Here is a 20948-nt window from a genome sequence, read left to right on the forward strand (position 1 = left end):
GGCAAATTAATCTGGCTCTCGGTCGTTCCCCATGCGTCCTAAACAATTGGAAGGCTGGTCATCGGCAAACAAGAACAGAATGTTTGGAAGCTGCTGCTCCGCACATGCCGCATGGGATTGAAGCAGGCAAACACCGAAAAACAGGAGACTTGCAAACCGCCTGATGCGAACGTTAACTTGATGGGTCATCAAAACTCTCATTCGCCTTCGATCGTCGAGATCATTTCTTTTGTGTTCTGGGCACGCTCGATCGGTGTGTCCGTGTGTTTGAAGAGAATATGGTCCAGCTTAAACAATTGGGAGCGGCCAGACACGATCAAACGGTAGGTCTCTCCCGATTTAAAATCGTAAATGGCAACCCGTTTATTTTTCTTGCCGCCCGGGTCGAGTCGGTTTCCGGATGACCAGACGAACTGGTTGACTTCGCCACCGAAAAACTTGGTGTCCTTGCGCAACAGTGCCAGCCGTGCTTGGTCGTTATGATTGTCACCCACCAACGGCCCCTGTCCAAAGTCGCCTTCCACGCGGACATAGCAATCATTCGCCAAGTCGGCTCTGCCGTCGACTTCTTCTTTCGCGCAGCGCAGGTGCAGAGTGTACAGTCCGCTCTGATTGATTTTAAAGCGATAGTGCAGCGGCGACTTCGGTGGACCGGAGTGCGGAGTGTTGCCGGTGAATTCCAGATAGCCTTCACCTGTGTGCTCGGGCAACTCCGTCTTTGTGATCCATTGGTCCAAGTTGGACACCGTATCTTCGGCCTCCATAATGACCATGCCGCCGCGCTCCAAATACACGGGAACGTTTAGACCGTCGGAAGTACCTTCGGTGACTTGGATCGTCCGCGGTACAGCCTCGGCGAAAGCGTTTTGATCATCGTAGACTCGGACGCCTATTTGGTAGCTACCCGACTCGGTTGGTGCCCAACTGTGCTCGAAGGGAGCAGTCTTGTCGACTCGTACCGCTTCGCCATCAAGCATGAAGACGACTTTGCGGATGGTCCCGTCCTGATCCGACGCTTCCGCGCTTAATCGCAAGGTCTCGCCAACGGTGAATGATTCCTTGCTGGAGTCTGTTTGAAGGATAACGGATGGAGCAGAATTGTGATGTTCAATAAGCTGTACCAATGCGATCCAATCTTGTTGTGGTCCATACTTCGGCACGCCAATTGACACGTCTTGACCGCCCTCGACGGATGCCACCGTGCCTGTCTGCGTCCAACCGCCGACCGGATCAAACCAGCGAACACGGAACTGGCTCGAACTCGGCTCGGAACCCAACCTGAGGATGGCTGAGTCACCGCCATGATTTAACTGAACGATGTACGCAGCACCCTCCGCAGCCAAGCAGCGACGGCCGACTGGGTCAACCAACAGATCTTGGCGGCTGAGCATCTTTGCCAGCGGAATGTCGTTATCGCGTATGAAATTTGCAGCCAGCTGTGAGTACCGGAACAACTCCGAACGCTGCGTGAAGTCTTCGCAGTTGCCGTCACCTTCGGCGTAGTCGCCGCCGTGGTACCACGAAACTCCCGTGCCGCCCGCCATCAAAGTTCCCCAGAGTGCATCTCTGCGTGTGACCTCAAACCCCGGATCCCAATTGTCGGTATTGGTTCCTACGCCCGAGAAACCCTTACCCTGCTCGTCGTTGATCACGACCCAAGTGGGAGGACTCTTCTCGCTGCCACTGCGGAGCTTGACAATGTCAGGATAAATGTCGTGGCAGTCCGCTTGGTGGCCCTGGTAACTGTAGTACGTCATCGGTTCGTAGCCGGCATAGTCCTCCAGTTTCACCTTGCCATTGTGCAATCCGACGGGCGACTTGTATGGATCGAGTGCGTGAATCCGTTTCATTCGCACCTTATTGCGATCGACGATCCCAGGCGGCGCGTACGTTGCGGTCTCTTCGGCAATGATCCACATCACGTTGAGCTGATGACTGAAGCGTGCGACCATCTCGCGGTAGTAGAGCGATCGCGCTGGACCCATTGCTGTCGTGGCATCACCGTCCAAGGCCTCTTCGTTTTCCGCTTCCGCCAACATGAATGTCAGGCCGATCCCTTTGTCGTTGGCGTGGGTAAAGACCCTGTCCCACTGGTCCAGTTTCGAGACGTCAATTCGGAGCCGCTCTGTCGGACTAATCCACGGCCAGGTGTCGCCGCCATCGCCGCAGATTCGTGCGTGACAGCCCTTGGGGTTGGCCGACGCAATCGTGTCATCGGCACCGATGTTGAAAGTCAGAAAGTAGATGCTGTTAAGGCCTTGGCTGGCCAAGTAGTTGACGGCACCGATGATCCCTTTCCCCTTGCCATCCTGCCAAGTCGGATCGCCTGGCTTAAAGTGCTTTTGATGCGGTGCGTAGCGGTGTAGGCCATCGACGAGGCCAGCATTGAAGCCGTTGTTTTTCAGGTCCCGCGTTTGATCGAACTCGTGGTACGCCAGGAAATTCTCCGGACTTCCTTCTCCAATTTTGACGTAGGGCTTACTGCTACCCGCGTACTTCAAGACGTGTGAACCGTCGTAGACGACGCGGCCTCGTTCCGCCGCGCGGAGGTCCGGCTCGACTTTGTCGGACACTTCCACCACGAACGAGCCCTGGGTTCCATCGAGCGGCGACCAAGGTTCGGAGTCCGCGTTGTCGCTGTCCAGCTTCAATGCGACGCCTTGACCAGTGCGGAAGGAAACCGAGTAGTTCCAGTCACCAATTTCGTCGGGACGAAAGTGCACACGCCACTTATTGCCCGCGCTCGCTGAACTGTTGGCCGCATCCCCATCGGCGGCAAAGTACCCGGGCACGACGAACTGTTTGTTGCCTTTCGAGAAGGTGACCGACAAACGGTAGTCCAAAAATGGGTTGTCTTCGCCTGCCTCGCTGACGTCCGGCCCGTCAAAGGTCAGTGTCATCTTGTGCCACGTCTTCTGCTCGCCACTTAGTTGGGCAGCATTTCCCGAGTTCGTCAGACTGAGGACAAGCAAAAAGAATGCCACGATGAGATATCGAATTCCTGACACGAAAGTTGTCTCCATGGAGTTGGTGATGGTAAGGCCAGTTGCGAACTGGAAGCGATGGGTGATTTCAGGCAACATAGATCTAGTCATTGCTCGCCTTGGCCTGCTGTATGATCCACGAGCACCCGAATGTGATCCGGGTTGAAATCGACGTTGAGTTCAAAATTGAGTCGATGTCCGTCGGCGCTGATCGCAATCCGATCGGCGGGAGCTTTCGCGATGCCGGACGCTCGGTCTTCAAGTGATCGCCTCCGCCAGGAATCGTAATCAACGTCGGGACGTCCAAAGATTCGCTCGGAGAGTTCGAGCCGTTTTCCCCGGACGCTTACTGCTGCGATCGGCTTCTCAAACGTGATGGAACCCGAAAGCGACCGATAGGTGGACCGATCTTTTGTCTTCGGCCGAAACACCAGCAAATAGCTGCTCAGTACACGACCAGCTGGAACCACAGGCACATCGGAGTCTTGCTCGAATTTTGGCCATGTAACCGCCTGCTTGGCATCCGGATCGCGTGCCAAATCAACCGCCATGGGGGCGGTCAACGTCAGATTCAAACGTTCGGGAAACAAGAACAATCGGTCATCACTGGCAAGAGCCGCGAGCTTGAAACCAGTCTGCGGTGGCACGAAGTCAATGAGATGGGAAACGCTGTCGATTCCAACGGTCAACGGCCATAGCTGAGCATAAGGCTCTGAATCAAACTCGATCGAATTGGCCGTCGAAGCGTCGCGGGAAATCGTAACGGCTTCGCCCTCGGAAATGGTCTTCGTCGACCGCTCGGGAGGTCGCTGTGAGTCCAATCTTGACTCGGTGGGGCGAAGCTCCAGTTCCAGGCTTCCGTCAAAGACAGATAGTTCGACGTCTTTCCTTGCCGCTGCATAGACGCCAAACGCGGTTCCCGGATCACGAATCCCAAGGTTTCCCACCTGGACGGTCAGTCCGTTTGTTTCATTGGGGGACCATGCCGCCATCCGACCGTGGATCAGATCGATTTGTTGCTGGTCAAGAATCTTAAACGCTGAAGGACCTTCCAATGAGACGATTCCGCCACCCGCCATCTGCAGGCGGACCGAACCACTGGTCAGGTGATAGCTGGTACGCGTTTTTAAGTCGACACCCGCGACAGGAGCTCCCGCGTTTGCACTGGACCAAGTTGCGTTGTCGGAGTAGGTAATCCTTGCCGACGATGAAGCCAGGCGAATTGGCTCGGTCAGTTCGGGGCGTTGCTGTCCTTGCTCTGGCACACTGGCCCACGTGATGACCAACGCAATCGCGACGGTGATGCCAATCCAAATCGATTTTCGCGTCGTCGGATGGCTGAGCCAGTTGCGTTGCGGAAGGACAACCACTCGATCGCATGAACCACCATGGAGGTTGATCTGTCGCTTCATCAGTCGGGCAATCTCGGCTGATTGCTTTTCGATCCGAAGATAGATTAATCGTTTACGTTCATCGGTTCGAAGCTGCGATTCAAATGCATTGATCTCTTCTTGCGTCATCGCTCCGGCCTGGAACCGAACAACCTGTCTTTCAAACTCATCAACTTGGCTTGGTTTCTTTTGCATCATGGCTCCATTCTCAGTCGTTGCCCGACGCAGTCTCGCAGTGCACGATGAATGCGTGTGATGGCCTGGTACGCCGAGTCCACCTTCGTTCCCATGAACTCGGCAATCTCTTCTCCGCTTCGATTCTCCTGATAACGCATCGCCATTATTTTTTGACTCTTCGCCGGCAGGTGTTCAAGGCATCCGTTGAGCGCCTCGGATCGGTAGTCTCCGGCTGTGTTCGTCTTCGCCCACTCGCCTTCCATGGTGGCAAGCATTTCTGGCGAAAGTCCAACGTAGCGTCCCTCCTTGGATCGAATAAGGGTGATGGCGTGGTTTCGGGAGCTCGTGCGGAACCAATTGGAAAGGTGTTCAAGCGAATCAAAGTGATCGCATTGGGAAACCGCCTTCACACACACGTCCTGAAACACGTCCTCCGCAAGATGGTAATTGTGGGTCACTGCGTACGCATAGGCGGTCAGCGACGCCTGCTCGTGAAGCAGATGTTTGGTGACTTGTTCGGGAGTTAAGTTTTGGAAATCGCTCATCTTGCCTAACATACGCCCCAGATTCCCGCATTCTCGACAGAGTTCCGTTGGAATTTCAGTAAATTCTTATTTTTGTGTCGAGATCATACAGTATGCCTTTTAGTGCGTCGCCTTCGCGACGCCCGACTTCTTCTAACGAACAATCCATTACGACAACCATTCACGATAAGGGGTACTCATTCGTTAATGAGAAGCTTCCGCTCGTATGGTGTCGACTTCTTTTTCCACGTCCTTGGACAATGCCTGCCAATCGAGTGTGCGGGCGCGGGCCAGGACTTGAGGGCGGTATTGACTGCTACAAAGCTTGGCATAGCGCTGCCAACTCCACGCCTCGTTCCGGTTGGTGGTGCAGCCCACGAAGTTGACACAGCGATTTTTCAGTTCCATAACAAAGAGCAGGTAGAAAGTTGTCAGGCCACTCTTGGTCCAGACTTCTACTGTCGTGAAGTCGATGGATGCCATCACGTCCCAGTGTGCCTTCAGGAATGTCTCCCATGATGCTGTGCGTTTGCGGTCCGGTGCCGGCTCAATGCCGTGGGCTTTGAGAATGGTTGCCGATGGTGGAGTCGCAGAGGTGGTAGCCGACGTTTGATAGCGCACCGCTGATACGGTCGTAGCCCCATGTAGGATTCTCTTTGGCGAACTTGATGGTCAAATCTACGATCACTTGGCGGATCCTTGGCCGATCAGATTTCTTTTTTTTTTCGGTTGGAGTAGTCCCACTTACTGGCTACCAACTGACGGTGCCAACGCAAGATGGTATCCGGCGTGAATAGGGTCCCAACCTGCTTGAGTGGTTTTTCTCCCTTTTGCTGTCCTTCCTTTCGTTCGGCGGAGCGATAGGTGGCATTCTTCCCCTGCTCAGACCAAGCCAGATCGATGCCCCGCTTTGCGTCGGAAGTGTGGTAGCCCGTTTTCGAGTTGTTCGAAGTGAAGTAGCCCGCTTGCCGCATCAAATGGGGGAAACGGTAATTCTCGACGGGAACGGTACAGTTCGAGCGATACAGATCGGTTCCAAACATCGTCGCACGATTGAGGATAATGGTCGATCGAGCGGGTGAGCAATGAAGAGCTACTAAAGACGCGTTCGAAAGTGAGCCCAATTAAATGGATGTGAACGTGAAATGGGTTCGGGCTATCGTACTCGAAGCTCGCAATCGCACAGAGGCTCGCACTGTTGCTGAATAGTGCGTTTAATATCACCATGAAAGTGCCTATTTTTTGCGACATTGCATCGCCTTTTAGTCGCGGGCGAAGTTCTTCTGATAAGATAGGCAGCCATCTTGGGATCAATCTTGTATCATCGAATTCCCGTCGCTCCTCATTTTCTTCTCGTTCCTCCGCAAATCAGTTGAATGAAATGCACAAAACGCGATTCGTTATTCAAATCCGAATGGTGATTCTCACAGCCGTTGGCTGGCTGAGTCTGTGCAGTTTGGTTGCTGCCGACCAGCCTGAGTTGAGCGACAAGTTTCGTGAGCCGCCCGCCTCGGCACGTCCGCGAACATGGATGCATGCGATGAGCGGGAACATGAGCAAGGCCGGGCTGACCAAAGACTTGGAAGCCATGGCGGATGCAGGCATTGGCGGGATCATCCTGTTTAATGTCACGCACACGATTCCCAAGGGGAACGTGATCTTCCATTCCGACAGGCACACGGAGCTTACCTGTCACGCGGCCAGGGAATGCGAGCGTTTGGGACTGAGTTTTGGCATGCATAATTGCGATGGTTGGACGTCGAGTGGTGGGCCGTGGGTGACGCCTGAGATTTCGATGAAACAGGTGGTCCACCGCATGCGAGTTGTGAAGGGCGGAGCACGCGTTGAATTCGACTTGCCGCAGCCAACGGCTCGACATGACTTCTACCGTGACATTGCCGTGCTGGCCTACCCGGCTTTGGCTTCGGAGTTGGCCGATGCACGCGTCACTCGCCTCGTGACCAGTTCCGATCCGCAGTTCGACGTGGCGTTAGCCACCGACGGTCGGATCGACCGACGGAGCAAGCTCGACGCGTCGCCGCAACGCCCCGGCTGGGTGCAGTTTGACTTCGGTCGTCCGCATGCGATTCGTTCGGTCTTCATGAACATGGAAAAGGCGATCGCGCCCAAGGGTGACACTTGGCTGGAAACATCCGACGACGGCGAAGATTTCCGCAAGATCGGTGAACTCAAGCTCCAACGTCAAGGGAAACGCGAACATGGCTTTGACGATGTGTTTCCCGCTGGCATCACGGCACGTTTCTTTCGCGTCATCACGGAAATTCCGTTTGAGATTTCCGAGATCGAACTCAGCGCCACGCACCGCATAGGAAAACCGCTCGCTCGAACATCACTTTACCGTCTTGAAGACCACCGCCTGCCCGACATCGGTGCGTCTGAACCGGGCATGGTCATCGATCCGAGCGCGATCATCGATCTCAGTGAAGAGATGGATGATGCCGGCAAGCTCACCACGACGCTGCCGCCGGGTGATTGGACAATCATGCGTTTCGGCTACACGGTCACCGGTGCGGTCAACAGCCCTGCGTCCGACGAGGGACGCGGCTTGGAAGTGGACAAGATGAATCGTGCCGCTTTGGATGTCCATTACGACTCCTACGTGGGAAAGGTCATTCGAGCTTGCAAGGACATCGCTCCTGGCGCGCTGCAATACATGGAAATCGACAGCTACGAAGTGGGCGGACAGAACTGGACGCGGGGTTACGAAGATCAGTTCCAACAGGCCCACGGTTATGAGCTGATTCCTTTCCTGCCGCTGTACGCGGGACGCTTTGTCGACAGCGCCGAGACGTCCGACGATGTGTGTTGGGACATTCGTCGCTTCAACAGCAAGTTGATGACAGACAATTACTTTGGTCACTTCACGGAGCGGTGTCACCAAGACGGTTTGATCAGTTACATCGAGCCATACAGTTTTAACGCGGCCTTCAACGAGTTGGACGCTGCTCGCCATGCAGACATTCCGATGGGCGAGTTCTGGATGCATCAGCGTTTCCAAACCGAAACGGCCGTGTCCGGTGGTCGGATCTATGGCAAGAAAGTCATTTCGTCAGAATCCTTCGCAGCCAACTCTGACTTGAATTGGAAAGGCCATCCTGGCTTGATGAAACTGACGGGTGATCGGGCATGGACCTTGGGAATCAACGAGTTCATGTTCCATCGGTTTGCTCATCAGGCCAACACCCATGTGACGCCAGGCATGACGATGGCGATTTGGGGATCACACATTGATCGCACGCAAACCTGGTGGAGCAACATGGGCAAAGCGTGGCTTCAATACATCGCGCGGGGTTCGTATTTGCTACGACAGGGCAATCCGGTGTCCGACTTGTTGGTCTTTGTTGGCGACGGCGCGTCTAGCTCAACAGTAACGCGGAGTTCGTTCAAGCCCGCCATCCCGGCGGCGGTCAATTTTGATTGCATCAGTACGCATGCTCTGGTTCATCGCGTCAAGGCAAAGGAAGGAAAATCGCTGTTGCCGGACGGAACCATGTATCAAATGCTTGTCCTGCACAATACGGACACTCTTAGCCTCTCGTCTCTCAAGAAGATTGCCGACTTATCCGAGCAGGGGGTCGTTGTCGTCGGGAAGCGACCACAAAGAATGGGTGGGCACGCCGTCAATATTTCGGCTCGCGAGGAATTCGCTCGACTGTGTTCTGAAGTCTGGCAACGCGAAACGACCTACGAAGATTACGATTGGTCACGCATCTATCGCGAGCAGAACCTGCGTTTTGATTTGGTCATTGGCGAACGAACCGACATCACCTACATCCATCGCCGAACGACTGACGCCGATATTTACTTTTTCTTTAATCCCGACTCTTCGCAGCGAACATTCGATTGTCAGTTCAACGTCCGCGGAAGGATTCCCGAGCAGTGGGATCCCGCGACGGGACAGATTCGCAAGTTGGGGCAGTTTTCACAAGCACAAGAAACGACACGCGTTCCCGTGACTCTTGATCCGGAGGGCTCCGCTTTCATCGTCTTTCGAGAGAGCACTGAAGGCGTTGATCCAGTGGTCTCGATGACAGGGGACATTGCGCCGATGTGCAATGTTCGTCTGACTCGCGAGCATCGGCCTGAATTGGTTGCTTCCAAGAACGGAATGCTCTCCGTTGAAATGCGATCAGGTCGACGGGTCAATCTAGTCGTCAAGAATATCGACGAGCCGATTGTCGTAGACGGTCCTTGGCAGGTGAGCTTTGAACAGCATTACGGGTACGACGCCACCCTCGTCTTTCCTAGTTTGCTCGATTGGAAAGACCACCTTTCCAACGAAGTCAAGCATTACTCCGGCACTGCGACCTATCAAACAAGTTTTTCGATTGAGCCTGAAATGATTGCTCCAGATCATTCGTTGGAGCTCGATTTGGGTCGAGTGGAAGTGTCCGCGGGAGTTCGCGTCAACGGTAAAGAATACGGTGTACTGTGGAAATCGCCTTATCGCGTCGACATCAGCGATGCCATCATGCCGGGCGAGAATCAGTTAACAGTCGAGGTCACCAATCTCTGGATCAATCGCCTTGTCGGAGACGCAAAGCTTCCTGACACGAGCGGTTACGACGTCAGGCAGCCGCTGATGCCTGACTGGTACAGCAACAATCAAAAGCCACCGGACAGTCAGCGTTTGACGTTTACGACATATCCGCACGTAAAGGCATCCGATTCGCTTGTGCCGTCGGGGCTGATCGGGCCGGTTCGCCTTTTCACAAAGAAAACCAACGCGTTGGATTAAGCCGCACAAAGCAGCTCTCCGAATCTGTCATCAGGAAATTGCAAATGTATCTTCATCGCATTTTTCAACTCGCCATCGTGGTGGGAACCCTGTGCCTATGCTCATCTCCGAGTTGCTTGGCCAACGAAAAACCATGGGGTCTCCAGTGCGAGTGGGAGACGAAGCCTCTGAATGTTGAAAACGGTACTCCGAGGCTGTCGTGGAAATCCGAAGTTGCCCGTCAAACGGCCTATCAGATTCAAGTGGCATCCAGTGCAGAGAAGCTCGAAGCAAACTCAGGCGATCATTGGGACAGCGGAAAGGTGAATCGATCCGAGTCGGTTTGCATTGAATACCGGGGAAGCCCGCTTTCATCGCGTCAGGTTTGCCATTGGCGCGTCCGTGTTTGGAGTGATGCTCAGACGGAAGCCGGACCGTGGAGCGAAGTCGCAACCTGGGAGATGGGCCTGCTGCAACCAAGCGACTGGCAAGCAAAATGGATTCGTGCTGGCGAGCTCAACCCGGCGAAGGAGACGCCCGCGCTCAGGCACTGGTACGTGCTGGCGGGACACACACTGGACAAGAACGACCAGCCAACTCGCGTTGGCGAAGAACGGCTGAGAAAGATGGTGCCCGCGACTTGGTTTCGCAAGTCGTTTGAGGTGACTCAGCCGATCGCAAAAGCGAGGCTTTACAGCACTGCCGCCGGATATGTCGAAGTGTTTCTCGACGGCGAACCCATCAGTGACCGGATCATGAATCCGGGACAGACCGATTTTGATCGTCGGATTCTTTATGACGTTGATGCGGTGGAAGATCGATTAACGCCAAGCGACCACGTGCTGACCGCACATCTGGGGCAAGGTTTCTACGGTCAGAACGCCGGGTTTGGAACCAAGTTCGACTACGGTGATCCTCAAGTCTTGCTGCAATTGGAAATCACGTACGCCGACGGAACTCGGCAAACCATCGCCACCGATACGACGTGGTTGACCCTCCCATCATCGGTCATCAAGAACAACGTGTATGCGGGAGAGTTCAAGGACTCGAGCTTCGAGAAAGACCAATGGATTCACGCAATCGAATCCTCGGAGGTCCCCACACAGAAGCTTGAGGCACAACGACAACCGGCTGTTCGCGTGGTCCGGGATCTCAAGCCGGTCGCGATCCTGGAGCCGAAACCCGGAGTCTATGTTTACGATTTTGGACAGAACTTCACGGGTGTCGTCACACTTGATATGCGTGACGCGCCTTTGCCGGCGCGAACCGGTGTCTTCTTGCGGTACGCCGAGTGGGCCGATAAGAACGGCAGCATCGATCAGAGCAGTGACGGTTCTTTTGCCACCGGTATTCATCAAGTGGATGCGTTCGTCACGGGCGATCGTGAAGCGAATCTTTACACCCCCGCATTTACCTGGCATGGGTTCCGCTATGTCGAAGTCACGGGCATTCCCAGCGGCGAATCATTACCATCGCCACAATGGATGGATCGAAAGCCGTCGCTCGAGATGCTGACCGGGCATTTGGTGCGCAGCGGGGTGGCGACGCGGGGCAAGTTTGAATGCTCGGATCCCCATTTGAATCGCGTGCACGAGACCGCGCTTTGGACTTACGAATCCAATCTGATTAGCCTGCCATCGGACTGTCCGATTCGTGAACGTTGCGGTTGGACCGGCGACGCGCACGCAACTCTGACGATGTCAAATCTTAACTTTGATATGGCAGCGTTGTGGGAGAAATACCTTGGCGATTTTGAAACGAGCCCGCACGTCAGCCCCGCGATTGTGCCAGGAAAGCGTGGCGGCAATAGCCATCCCGATTGGGCCGTTGCGCAAGTTTTGATCGCTTGGGAGCGATACCTGCACGACGGTGACGAACAAACGTTGACGCAACACTATCGGCGGATGCAACGTTTCCTCGATCACTTTTGGTCCAAACGCAACGAGGACGGGATCATCACATCGGGCTACGGCGATTGGTGCGATCCGGTACGAAAACCCGGACAACCGCGTGAAGGCGGGCGCGGAACACCCCAGCAAACACCACCCGCGATTACGTCGACGGCTCTGTTCGTGTATGCCGCCGATTTGATGAGTCGGATCGCGGCGATGGTGGGTGAGCCCAACACTTCACAGACCTACCGCGACTGGCGAGACCAAGCCGCACGGTCATTCCACGCTGTTTTTTTTGATTCTCAATCGCAGACCTATGGCAGCCAAACTGCTGACGCGATGGCATTGTCGTTCGGCATCGTACCGGCATCGGATCAAGCCGCGGTCGCACGATCACTCAATCGAGATGTTCTTGATAACTGGAAAGGCCACGCATCGGTCGGTGCACTCGGGCATCGCTGGCTTTATCCTGCGCTCAGCGATGCGGGTTATGGCGAAACGGCGCTCGGGACTTTCTATGCGCAAGGTCATCCCGGATATTTCTATCTGTTTGATGAATTACGTGGAACCAGTTTGTGGGAACGCAAGGGAGCGTTTGATCCGGCCACGATGACCGCCCCGGTTCGATCACTAAGCCATCCCTTTCAAGGCGGTTATGATGCCTGGTTCTATCAAGGACTCGGCGGGATTCGCCCCGATCCTCAAGCTGCTGGGTACAAGCACTTCTTTTTGCATCCCTGTTTCGCAAAGCCTCTCGATTGGGTCCGAGTGGACTTCGACTCTCGGTACGGACCGATCCAAAGTCATTGGGCTCGTGAATCAATTGACGGAGTCGAGAAGATTCGATGGACAATCGCCGTTCCGCCGAACACCTCCGCGACGATCCATCTTTCAGGAAATGAAAACGATGGTCGCCTCCTGGAACCTGGCCAACACGTTTTGTTGATTCGTTAACGCTTGCAGCAAGTCCGTCGGACAGCTTTTCCGCAGCTTTCCGACACCACCGAACCATCCAACCATAATTGGCAAGCAATGTGTTTGCCACGATTTATCGAAGCGACACTCACGGAGTTTTACGTGCGAACGATTTTTCTACCCTGTTTCGCGATCTTGCTGTCTGCGACTTCTTCGCTCGCGGCCGAGCGACCGAATGTGATCGTCGTCTTCACCGATGACCACGGTTACGCCGATCTCGGATGCCAAGAGGTGTTCAATGATCTCAAAACACCACACCTTGATGCACTGGCCAGCGGTGGTATTCGGATGACGGATGGTTATTGCACCGCACCGCAGTGCGTGCCGTCACGCGGCGGATTGATCAGCGGCCAGTATCAAACCAAGTGGGGTTTGGAATCAAATCCGCAATTCAAAGATGCGGCGATCATGGAGCGGTTTGATCAACTGCAGACCGTTCCCGAGCGTTTGAAGAAAGCGGGGTACGTCACCGCCATGGCGGGTAAGTGGCACTTAGGCGAAGACAACGCGGAAGCGATCGCGAAAAACGGATTCGACAAAGTCTTTTTCAAGCACAGCAATGCTCCCGGTCATTGGAACATGAACTTGCAAGGCGAGGATATTCCGCCGCAGGTGCAAAAAGGGGGCGGTTACCATTTGGATTTGATCTCTTCGTTCGCCGTTGCGTTCATCAACCGCTTCAAAGACGTTCCGTTCTTTCTCTATCTCGCCTACCGCGCTCCTCACGTTCCGCTCGATGCACCACAGCATTATCTGGATCGCTTTCCCGGCGAGATGCCGGAGCGACGACGCCAGGCGCTTGCGATGTTATCGGCCGTGGATGACGGGGTTGGACGCGTTGTGTCCACGCTGAATTCCCCGGCCCTTCGCGGCAGCGGATTGGGCTGCTGCGGCTTGCTTCACCGATTCCACCCACGGTTGCCCATAGATCGGCTCGATTTTGTTCCAATCGAACCGCTGGTACAGTGCTTTACGAAGGGAGCTTTGCCCCGAGAAAATTGATCGCCTCACGCTGTCCGAACCGCATCCGCGAAATGGTCAGCAACGTTTTCCAAGTTGGCTGCATTGAGGCTCCGACACGCCCGTCCGATATCTTCGGATGTCACCCCAGGTGACACCCCTGAACCGAAAAACGGCTCGATTTCCCCTTTCTCAGGTGATTTTGAGAGTTTCCGGGGGCTAAAGAAAATGGCCACCGCAACGCAGGTTATTCCCCCTGATTGCGATGGCCCCGTCGTTCAATTGCTTAGGCTTATCCTCGCTTCGCTCAGTTAGTTCTTGGCGTGGCCAACTGCAGGAACGAACTAGACCGTCAAGCAGTTTCCAGATTGCGTTTCAGCTCGTCGATCAGTTGCGATGCCTGTCGAATTGATAGTTTGGCGACGGTAGAGACGCCGAAGCGATCAGGCAGGGCCTGTGCCAGTTCCATGCCCTGCTGTTTAGCCATGGCGTAGATTGCCTTGATCTGTTTTTCCGTTGCCGCCCGAGAATTCCGTGAGCTCTCGGTGGTTGTCCCACTAGAGCTGGGTTCTCCTTGCTCGGCATGGCTGGTCGCTGTGCCCTCGAGTGTACGCTGGCAGATTCCCAACATCTTCATCAATCGGGTTGGCAAGTTGGCTTCTTCCGATTCATTGCCACTGAGCTCAATGCTGCAGCCTTTCGCTTGATTCGTGAGCCGCAGTGTTAAGTGAAGGTTCATTCGATTCCTCTTCAGGTAGGGATAGGATTGGGGAGAACAGCCGAAAGCTCACCGGCGAGCAGATTCAGCGTGGTGTCTTGATCGAGTGGCAGATTCCGCAGCCAGCGTGTGAACTGGTGGACCATCAGCCCTGCTGCGATCGAAGCGGCGTAGATCGTGCCGTGTGACGTGCAGGTGCCCTGCTGGGCATCTGCAGCGGTGAACAACGTGTTTGCGTAGTGATCCGACGAGGGGACGTTGTGAGCGGCTAGCACGCGAATGACTTCGCCTAACATCCGTCCGTCAACAAACAGTTCGACTCGCCCCCGCACGCTCCGCCAAATGGCGGAGCGTGCGGTGATCGAGTCGACACAGCAGAACATCACGTCGCCAGTGCTCTGCTTCGCTCGGTAGCGATCGACAACCTTGTCGATCTTGATCATGGGATCAATCTGTTCGATCGCCTGTGACGTTGCCGCCACTTTTGTCTTGCCGATGTCGGACGCAAGGTAGCCTTGTGTCGTGACATTGGTCTTTTCAACCGTGTCGAAGTCGACCAGTTGAATTCGGCGAACGCCGATCGACGCCAGCTGCAACGCAACCTGGCGTCCGATGGCTCCGACTCCGATCACCGTGACTGCAAGCCCTGACAAGCGGTCTGCCGGGACGAGAGCAGATTGGCGAACAAAGCGATCTTGAGCCTCCGTCATGATGCCACCCACTCCGTTGCGTGCCATCGCAGAGCATCCACTTCCATGGGCTCGGACTCCAGAGTAAACGGATCGTCCACGGTGGACTGTGCCCTAGCGAATGGGTCATGAATGCGAACGTTGGCGTCATATTCGTCCAGCCATCCGTCGGGATCCGATGCGGGGAAGTCAGTTGAATAGTCAACATCGACTGCCAATCGCACCGAGGCACCGGGACCGGTGTTGAAACGCAAGCGCCCATAGGTCGCTCCGTTCTTCGCCAAGATGAGCATCACGGCCCAGTCGGGAGTAGCGAACGATCGATCAAATGTCTCCTCATCGGTTCCGCTAGGCATGGCCGAACATCCGGGATGGGTGTGGATCCATATCCGTGCGAACTGGTCTGGAGTGCGTCCAGCATCAACTTGGCGGTCAAACAGATCGGCAACGGATTCGTCATCGAACTCGACCGTGACCGCTGTACAGGTTTGTTTGACCAGTTCGACATCGATGACCAACAGCGGGTCGTCGGGGTCGCTGATGCCGAACCCGCCAACCTCACTCGGTCCTGCGTCACGAAGACACAATAGTTTCGCCCACGCATAGGGAGAGAACCGTATCTTCGTCCGTGACCGGCGTCGATGATTCGACGCCGGCCTCTTCCTGTTCTTTCTTTTCCAAGCAATCATCACATCGTTCTCCTTTGTTAAGGCAGCCTTGGCAGACCGATTCGCCACAACCCGAACATCGGGTCAGGCAACATCGGCAGTAATCGTTGTCACACGACTTGCAGGGACGACGGCAGTCATCGCAAAGCGGTTCACCACAGTCGTCGCAGCTGGTCGAACATTCATTGCAAAGGTCGCAATGACAGTCAGAACACTCACTCGCCCCATCTTTGTTGATCGTCGAACCACAATCACGGCACTCGACGCCCTCCCAATCGTCCAGCGTCACGTAGGCACTGGCGGGGTTGTAGTTGTGCAGAATCTGGCGGACGATGACGAAGAAGTCGTGGACACGGCCTTCGCTCAGAGCACGTTTAATAGCCGAGTGTCCTTCGCCTTCGCACAGTCGGTCATCTTGCACATGGGGATGAGTGTTGGATTCGCAGATCGAAGCTGGGTTGGGATCGCGGGCGATAACGCTGTAGCAGTTAGAGTTACCGAGGTAACGCCACTGCAGCTGGATCTCAAACGGTCCCAGGGAAACGCCATCAAGCACGATCTCATCGGTCACGACCGATACGGTGGCGTTCTTGCGGTCGATGTTCACGACTCCGAAGTCTGCTTCGAGTCCTGTTAGGTCATCAAGGATCTCGCGGACCGAACACACTTGGGGTAGGTTTGGCTCCGATTCCAACCGATCGATCTTTAAGGTCGCTTGGTTGACCAGAGCACGGACCGATTGGATGAGTTGCTGATCAAGCTGTAGCGATGCGGACTGCCAATGCAGTCGTTCCGCAGTCTGCTTCCGCTGCTCGAGACTGGTGATCCGAGTCAACAGCTGCGGATCGATGCTGACTCTGTCGGGGCGATTCTGCGGTGACGCGATCATCGCGTGGATCGCAGTGGCCGCCCGATACCGTTCCCTTATCGTCTTTCGACGTTTTGCGTCCGGTCGCATCTAAACCGCTCCTTCGATCTTGATTGGCGTGATCGAAACACGGTCGCCGTCTTGCAGTCGTTGGTCCGCGGCCGAGGGTTGTCGATTGACGCGGATCAGATAGTTGTGCTCCTTGCCTTCGCCGACTCGCGAGTTGAACAGCTCGCCAACGGTCAGGTTGTCAGAAACGTTGATGTAGTTGGCGAAGCCGCCACCGTCGTTATTGATATACAGAATCTTCATCGTTTGGTTGCCTTGGGGTTGTGAGTGGAATTGGGGTCGTTGTGACGACGGCAACTTAAACGGAGTCGTCGCCGACCACGGCGTGGCTGACATGCGGATGCCTGCCAACCACGCCGTAGGTTTGGGTTTGAGAACCGGGGACGCGAGGGATTAGCCCAACACGAAGTCCAGTTCGGGTTCTTCACTTCGAAATGCATCGAGTTCATCCCAGTCGAGGACGTGGGGGCCGAGGAATTCGGCTTCCGGGTCGCTGATCGGCTGCGAGGGGTCGGCGATCAGAAAGCCAAGTCGTTTGATGGTTGCAACCGATTCGCCGGTCGCTCGTGAAACGCTGCGGTAGAGGTCGAGTTGGGTCATGGGAGGGATCTCCAATGGGTTAGGGACAGAAACGAAAAAGCCCTCGCCGCAAACGATTGCGAAGAGGGCTAGGGAAGTAACGGATTGGTGTCGAAAGCTAAGGGCTTGATGCCGTTAGCCAGTACTCGCCCAGCCATGCGATTTCTGCTTCGAGGGCAAGTCGACGTGTTGAGAACGGGCCGAGGACAGGACCGTCAACGGGTGACATATCCGCTGTCCATTGGCCCATGGCATTAGGTTCGACGTGAGAGCCACGACGAATATCGACTGCTCCAAGCTGGGACAGATCGATCGCCTCGTCATAGACGCAGCGAACCAATCCATCGGGGGTAATGACCACTTGCATTGATGGCCTCGCTATTTGGATCGCCGCAGGATGCTGCGACGTGGCCGGTCGGTCATCCAGCCGTCGAGAGAGGCCTCGACGCGAGTTAGGTCCCGAGCGACTTGTTGCCGCATCGTGGCCTGGTCACGAAGATCTTGGGGCTGGACACCGCCAATGACTTGCCGGGCATCCGCAACGAGCCGGTCAAGCTGGTCATCGGAGCGGATGTTGAGCCTTTGAAACCGTTCGAAGAATTCCAGTAGATTGGTCACCGCCGTGTCACGAAACACTTTGGGTGAGCCATCATTACTGCCGCTGAGTCGTTCGGCCAAATGGTTGACCAATTGACCCAGCTCGTCGGCAAAGGCTTGTTCAGCCAAACGGACCGATTCATCGAAGCGGGACTGCACACGGGCACACTCGCTGTAGTACAGCTGAGGGCTGACCTGCAGCAGGTATTCGGGCGGATTGCAGCTGGGGTAATCCCACTCGATACCGAACTGATCACGCAGGTTAGAATCGTAGTCACCCGGATCAAACAAATCGCCTAGCCGCTCTCGTGCCTGATCGACGAGCTCGTCATAGTGACGCTCGAGCTCTTCGACGGCTTCGGTCAATTCCGCTCGCGCCGACGTCAACTGCATGTCAAAGGCAGCGACATCATCGCGGCGAATCAATCGCATGCCTGGCTCGGTGTAAGGCAGCGTGTTCGACTTCCAGTAGTCGGCTGCCTTGGTTTTTACCGCGGTCACCGCTCGAAATGCCGGATGACCGGTGTCGAGCAGTTTCTTGGACGCTGAGACCGACTTGGTGTCGGCGTCGAACGTGCCAGCCGCTTGCCGGGTCTGATCGGTACTGAGTGTCTTGCGAACACCCGGCCAACGAATATGCAGCCGCACGGCAGTGGTTTCGGCTTGCAGTCGCTCGCCAACACTGGCGGTTGGGTTGACGATCGCAGCATTGGCATTTGGCTGTGTCGCCGGTTCGAGGGCTACGCTCATGGTCGAGTCCTTGTTTGTGGTTGAGGAACAGTACCAACGAAAACGCCCCGCCGGTTGTTTCAACCGATGGGGCAATACGCTGGGTCGGAAGTAAGGTTTGCAGTCAGAGAACACACGGCTGGGCCGGGTGTCATTCCTCGCTAGCAGCGAGGCGTTGTGTGGAGGGCGAAGCGGCGATGCGTTTGGTGTCACCCGAGACAAGGTTGCGGACCGTAACGACCTCATCGAGCATTGCTTCGCATACCGCTTGCGATTCCTGCTCTCGCTTACGTGGCCAGAGCAGTACGGCAACCAACAACAGGGGTAACGAGCAGCAGATTAGCAGGACGGATGACGAGATAACGGCAGCCAACACAGGTTCACTCCGTTCTCGCTCGTCCCACTCGCGTCGATCGGCCTCCAGCAAATCACGCTGCTTGCCCACCTCGGCTCGTTCGTCTTGCAGATCTTGTTGGATTTCGAGCCATTGCTGGTCGCTCAGATCGCGGCCCGACGGTCCGCAGCCACTAAGGGTCAAGGCGATCACGATCCATGTGATAGTGATCATCGTCAGCTGAGGGCGATTCATGCGGAGCGTTGTTGTCGGCATGAGAGAACTCCTTTCGTAACAATTGTTGAAGTAGTGCCTGTAACCCTCGCCGCTGACGCCGCAGTTGCAACACGATCAGTGACGCGGTCGCGAGCGCCATCGAGAGGAACAAGCACACCATCAGAATGGGTGACAAGGTGTTTCTCCTTGAATGCGTAAGAGAACCCGCCTCCGACGAGACTGGCCCTCAGGAAGAAGTTGAACCGCCTATGGGGTGAACCAAATGATCTTGCGTGTCGCCCAAGTGCCCGGGACCGGTCCCGCGCACGTGGCGAGTGCCAGCAATCAGTTTTTGGACGGCTGTGTCGAAACCTGCCGGCGACGATTCGAGGTTGTCGGGGCCGAGCGATAGATTCCGGCATGATCCGACGCCAAGCAGCGACCATCGGCCCAGCTTCGCAGTCGTTCCACGGATTCAGCCGAAGTGACCGCCACAGGCACAACGTTATCCGCTGCTTGTGAGAGGGGAGTGTCCAGCAGCATAGCGAGCCGGCAGCACGATTTGATCTCCGCCCCAGTCCAAAGGTCATCCTTCGGGCAAGGTTCATCATCGCTGATCCCATAGCGGTCGCGATACAACTGCCAGATCTCGTCCTTTTGCTTTCGGTCTGGTAGGTCCAGGAAGAACACACCGTCAAACCGTTCGGCACGACTTAGCTCGGGTGGCAATTTCTGCACATCATTTGCCGTGCAAACCACGAAGACTTCTGATTCATGATCGTTTAGCCACGTCAGCACCGTTCCCATCATCCGCGAAGACACACCACTGTCATTGCTGCCACCGCCCGAAGCACCGGCAAAAGCCTTTTCCACCTCGTCGATCATCAGCACACAGGGTGCCATCGCATCGACGGTCGCCAATGCTTGGCGGGTTCGCTCTTCCGATTGACCGACAAGTGACCCCATCAGCGAGCCAACATCGAGCATCAGCACCGGTCGATTGACCTCTTTGCCAAGGCACTTGCAGAATTCCGATTTGCCGCAGCCTGGGGGCGACAACAACATTACTCCCCGAGCATGCACCGAGCCACTCGTTCGTGATCGCAGCAACGCTCGTCGTGTGAACGCTTTCAGGGCCGACAGGCCACCGAGGGAACTGAAATCCGAATCGCCGCGATAAAGCGACAGCAGACCGGAGTGCTTCAGTGTTTGGGTCTTGATCTCCCAAATCGCTGGAGGCCGCAAGCATTGGTGACGAACCAAGGATAGCGAGAACGCATTCTCGGCCTCCAGGCGAGTCAAACCCGCAGCGGCATCAAGCACCGCTTCGAATTCGGGGCCGTCTGGCAATTCATCGCCTTCGGTAGCGACCCCGCGGGCGATCTCAGCAAGTTGCTCGCGGTCCGGACGTGGATGTTTGACCGTGACGAACAGGGTTTCGAGTTCGGGTGGTAGCTGCACGCTTGGTGACAGAATCACCACGAACGTCCGTGCCGTTTTACCACCGACAACGGCCCGGTAGACCGCTTGCACGATCTCGGGCGATTGCAGGAAGCGATGGTAGTTCTTCAGCACCAGCAGCGTGGTGCCATCGCCTTGTCCCAGCGTGCGAAGCGATTCCACCGCCGACAACGGGTCAGAGGCCTCGGCGCCAAGGTCGCCACTGCTAAGGCAATGCAGTCCGCGATTGACGTCCCACAAGGCGAGCTGCCAATCTTCTTCGCCGCAGAGTCGGCCCAGTTCGCCGATGGCGTCTTCATGTTCTTGGGACTCGATCCAGATACCTGTGAAGCAGGCATCGACGAGCTCCCTCATTCGTTGAGTCAGTGTCATGCACTGG

Annotated in this window: 20 protein-coding genes; 3 read left to right on the forward strand and 17 right to left on the reverse strand. The window is 55.7% G+C overall.

Annotated features, from left to right (window positions below):
* Positions 1 to 6: 6 nt before the first annotated feature.
* The 6 genes from Poly41_RS23330 to Poly41_RS23355 all read right to left on the reverse strand — a co-directional run bounded on the left by Poly41_RS23330 (position 7) and on the right by Poly41_RS23355 (position 6119).
* Positions 7 to 189 carry a hypothetical protein gene (locus tag Poly41_RS23330; RefSeq protein ID WP_146529454.1) on the reverse strand — a complete coding sequence of 61 codons (183 nt, stop codon included), beginning with the start codon at positions 187 to 189 and terminating at the stop codon, positions 7 to 9.
* Between the two features lie 8 nt (positions 190 to 197).
* Entirely contained in the window at positions 198 to 3008 is a 2811-nt protein-coding gene (locus Poly41_RS23335; RefSeq protein WP_197231562.1) for a DUF5060 domain-containing protein, read from the reverse strand.
* Between the two features lie 83 nt (positions 3009 to 3091).
* Positions 3092 to 4573: a FecR domain-containing protein gene (locus tag Poly41_RS23340; protein WP_146529458.1), complete on the reverse strand. Its 1482-nt coding sequence runs from the start codon at positions 4571 to 4573 to the stop codon at positions 3092 to 3094.
* Entirely contained in the window at positions 4570 to 5097 is a 528-nt protein-coding gene (locus tag Poly41_RS23345; protein WP_146529460.1) for an RNA polymerase sigma factor, read from the reverse strand. The genes Poly41_RS23340 and Poly41_RS23345 overlap by 4 nt, the downstream gene beginning before the upstream one ends.
* A gap of 183 nt (positions 5098 to 5280) precedes the next feature.
* On the reverse strand, positions 5281 to 5697 hold the full coding sequence (locus Poly41_RS23350) for a hypothetical protein (RefSeq protein WP_146529461.1): 417 nt from the start codon (positions 5695 to 5697) through the stop codon (positions 5281 to 5283).
* Between the two features lie 86 nt (positions 5698 to 5783).
* Entirely contained in the window at positions 5784 to 6119 is a 336-nt protein-coding gene (locus Poly41_RS23355; RefSeq protein WP_146529463.1) for a hypothetical protein, read from the reverse strand.
* Positions 6120 to 6457: 338 nt separating this feature from the next.
* Here Poly41_RS23355 and Poly41_RS23360 point away from each other — a divergent pair, with 338 nt between their 5' ends.
* The 3 genes from Poly41_RS23360 to Poly41_RS23370 all read left to right on the forward strand — a co-directional run bounded on the left by Poly41_RS23360 (position 6458) and on the right by Poly41_RS23370 (position 13683).
* The gene (locus tag Poly41_RS23360; protein ID WP_197231563.1) at positions 6458 to 9835 is read left to right on the forward strand and encodes a glycosyl hydrolase; all 3378 of its coding nucleotides are present in this window, start codon (positions 6458 to 6460) and stop codon (positions 9833 to 9835) included.
* A gap of 44 nt (positions 9836 to 9879) precedes the next feature.
* Positions 9880 to 12660 (forward strand): family 78 glycoside hydrolase catalytic domain, encoded by a 2781-nt coding sequence (locus tag Poly41_RS23365; protein WP_146529467.1) that lies wholly within the window; start codon positions 9880 to 9882, stop codon positions 12658 to 12660.
* Positions 12661 to 12738: 78 nt separating this feature from the next.
* Complete coding sequence (locus Poly41_RS23370; RefSeq protein ID WP_146529469.1) at positions 12739 to 13683, forward strand: sulfatase-like hydrolase/transferase; 945 nt, start codon at positions 12739 to 12741, stop codon at positions 13681 to 13683.
* 310 nt (positions 13684 to 13993) lie between these two features.
* Here the strand turns inward: Poly41_RS23370 and Poly41_RS23375 are convergent, their stop codons facing one another.
* The 11 genes from Poly41_RS23375 to Poly41_RS23425 all read right to left on the reverse strand — a co-directional run bounded on the left by Poly41_RS23375 (position 13994) and on the right by Poly41_RS23425 (position 20941).
* Positions 13994 to 14380, reverse strand: a complete 387-nt coding sequence (locus Poly41_RS23375) for a hypothetical protein (RefSeq protein ID WP_146529471.1) — start codon at positions 14378 to 14380, stop codon at positions 13994 to 13996.
* An 11-nt stretch (positions 14381 to 14391) separates the two neighbouring features.
* Entirely contained in the window at positions 14392 to 15096 is a 705-nt protein-coding gene (locus Poly41_RS23380; RefSeq protein ID WP_231615875.1) for a ThiF family adenylyltransferase, read from the reverse strand.
* Entirely contained in the window at positions 15066 to 15635 is a 570-nt protein-coding gene (locus Poly41_RS23385) for a Mov34/MPN/PAD-1 family protein (RefSeq protein WP_231615876.1), read from the reverse strand. Before Poly41_RS23385 ends, Poly41_RS23380 begins: the two co-directional genes overlap by 31 nt.
* The gene (locus Poly41_RS23390) at positions 15622 to 16674 is read right to left on the reverse strand and encodes a hypothetical protein (RefSeq protein ID WP_146529475.1); all 1053 of its coding nucleotides are present in this window, start codon (positions 16672 to 16674) and stop codon (positions 15622 to 15624) included. Before Poly41_RS23390 ends, Poly41_RS23385 begins: the two co-directional genes overlap by 14 nt.
* Positions 16675 to 16896: a molybdopterin converting factor gene (locus Poly41_RS23395; protein WP_146529477.1), complete on the reverse strand. Its 222-nt coding sequence runs from the start codon at positions 16894 to 16896 to the stop codon at positions 16675 to 16677.
* A gap of 150 nt (positions 16897 to 17046) precedes the next feature.
* A complete protein-coding gene (locus Poly41_RS23400) occupies positions 17047 to 17253 on the reverse strand; it encodes a hypothetical protein (RefSeq protein ID WP_146529479.1) in 207 nt (68 codons plus the stop codon).
* A gap of 97 nt (positions 17254 to 17350) precedes the next feature.
* Positions 17351 to 17599, reverse strand: coding sequence for a hypothetical protein (locus Poly41_RS23405; protein WP_146529481.1), 249 nt, complete (start codon positions 17597 to 17599; stop codon positions 17351 to 17353).
* A gap of 11 nt (positions 17600 to 17610) precedes the next feature.
* The gene (locus Poly41_RS23410) at positions 17611 to 18579 is read right to left on the reverse strand and encodes a hypothetical protein (protein WP_146529483.1); all 969 of its coding nucleotides are present in this window, start codon (positions 18577 to 18579) and stop codon (positions 17611 to 17613) included.
* A 130-nt stretch (positions 18580 to 18709) separates the two neighbouring features.
* Positions 18710 to 19024, reverse strand: coding sequence for a membrane or secreted protein (locus tag Poly41_RS23415; RefSeq protein WP_146529817.1), 315 nt, complete (start codon positions 19022 to 19024; stop codon positions 18710 to 18712).
* Positions 19025 to 19085: 61 nt separating this feature from the next.
* A complete protein-coding gene (locus tag Poly41_RS23420; protein WP_146529485.1) occupies positions 19086 to 19304 on the reverse strand; it encodes a hypothetical protein in 219 nt (72 codons plus the stop codon).
* A 149-nt stretch (positions 19305 to 19453) separates the two neighbouring features.
* Entirely contained in the window at positions 19454 to 20941 is a 1488-nt protein-coding gene (locus Poly41_RS23425) for an AAA family ATPase (protein WP_146529487.1), read from the reverse strand.
* Positions 20942 to 20948: the final 7 nt, after the last annotated feature.

It is taken from the genome of Novipirellula artificiosorum (assembly GCF_007860135.1).
Classification (GTDB): Bacteria; Planctomycetota; Planctomycetia; order Pirellulales; family Pirellulaceae; genus Novipirellula_A; species Novipirellula_A artificiosorum.

Coding starts and splice junctions, on each gene's coding strand:
- Poly41_RS23330 (WP_146529454.1), bottom strand. CDS start 189: ATGACCCATCAAGTTAACGTTCGCATCAGGCGGTTTGCAAGTCTCCTG.
- Poly41_RS23340 (WP_146529458.1), bottom strand. CDS start 4,573: ATGATGCAAAAGAAACCAAGCCAAGTTGATGAGTTTGAAAGACAGGTT.
- Poly41_RS23345 (WP_146529460.1), bottom strand. CDS start 5,097: ATGAGCGATTTCCAAAACTTAACTCCCGAACAAGTCACCAAACATCTG.
- Poly41_RS23355 (WP_146529463.1), bottom strand. CDS start 6,119: ATGTTTGGAACCGATCTGTATCGCTCGAACTGTACCGTTCCCGTCGAG.
- Poly41_RS23360 (WP_197231563.1), top strand. CDS start 6,458: ATGCACAAAACGCGATTCGTTATTCAAATCCGAATGGTGATTCTCACA.
- Poly41_RS23365 (WP_146529467.1), top strand. CDS start 9,880: ATGTATCTTCATCGCATTTTTCAACTCGCCATCGTGGTGGGAACCCTG.
- Poly41_RS23370 (WP_146529469.1), top strand. CDS start 12,739: ATGTGTTTGCCACGATTTATCGAAGCGACACTCACGGAGTTTTACGTG.
- Poly41_RS23375 (WP_146529471.1), bottom strand. CDS start 14,380: ATGAACCTTCACTTAACACTGCGGCTCACGAATCAAGCGAAAGGCTGC.
- Poly41_RS23380 (WP_231615875.1), bottom strand. CDS start 15,096: ATGGCACGCAACGGAGTGGGTGGCATCATGACGGAGGCTCAAGATCGC.
- Poly41_RS23390 (WP_146529475.1), bottom strand. CDS start 16,674: ATGCGACCGGACGCAAAACGTCGAAAGACGATAAGGGAACGGTATCGG.
- Poly41_RS23395 (WP_146529477.1), bottom strand. CDS start 16,896: ATGAAGATTCTGTATATCAATAACGACGGTGGCGGCTTCGCCAACTAC.
- Poly41_RS23400 (WP_146529479.1), bottom strand. CDS start 17,253: ATGACCCAACTCGACCTCTACCGCAGCGTTTCACGAGCGACCGGCGAA.
- Poly41_RS23405 (WP_146529481.1), bottom strand. CDS start 17,599: ATGCAAGTGGTCATTACCCCCGATGGATTGGTTCGCTGCGTCTATGAC.
- Poly41_RS23410 (WP_146529483.1), bottom strand. CDS start 18,579: ATGAGCGTAGCCCTCGAACCGGCGACACAGCCAAATGCCAATGCTGCG.
- Poly41_RS23425 (WP_146529487.1), bottom strand. CDS start 20,941: ATGACACTGACTCAACGAATGAGGGAGCTCGTCGATGCCTGCTTCACA.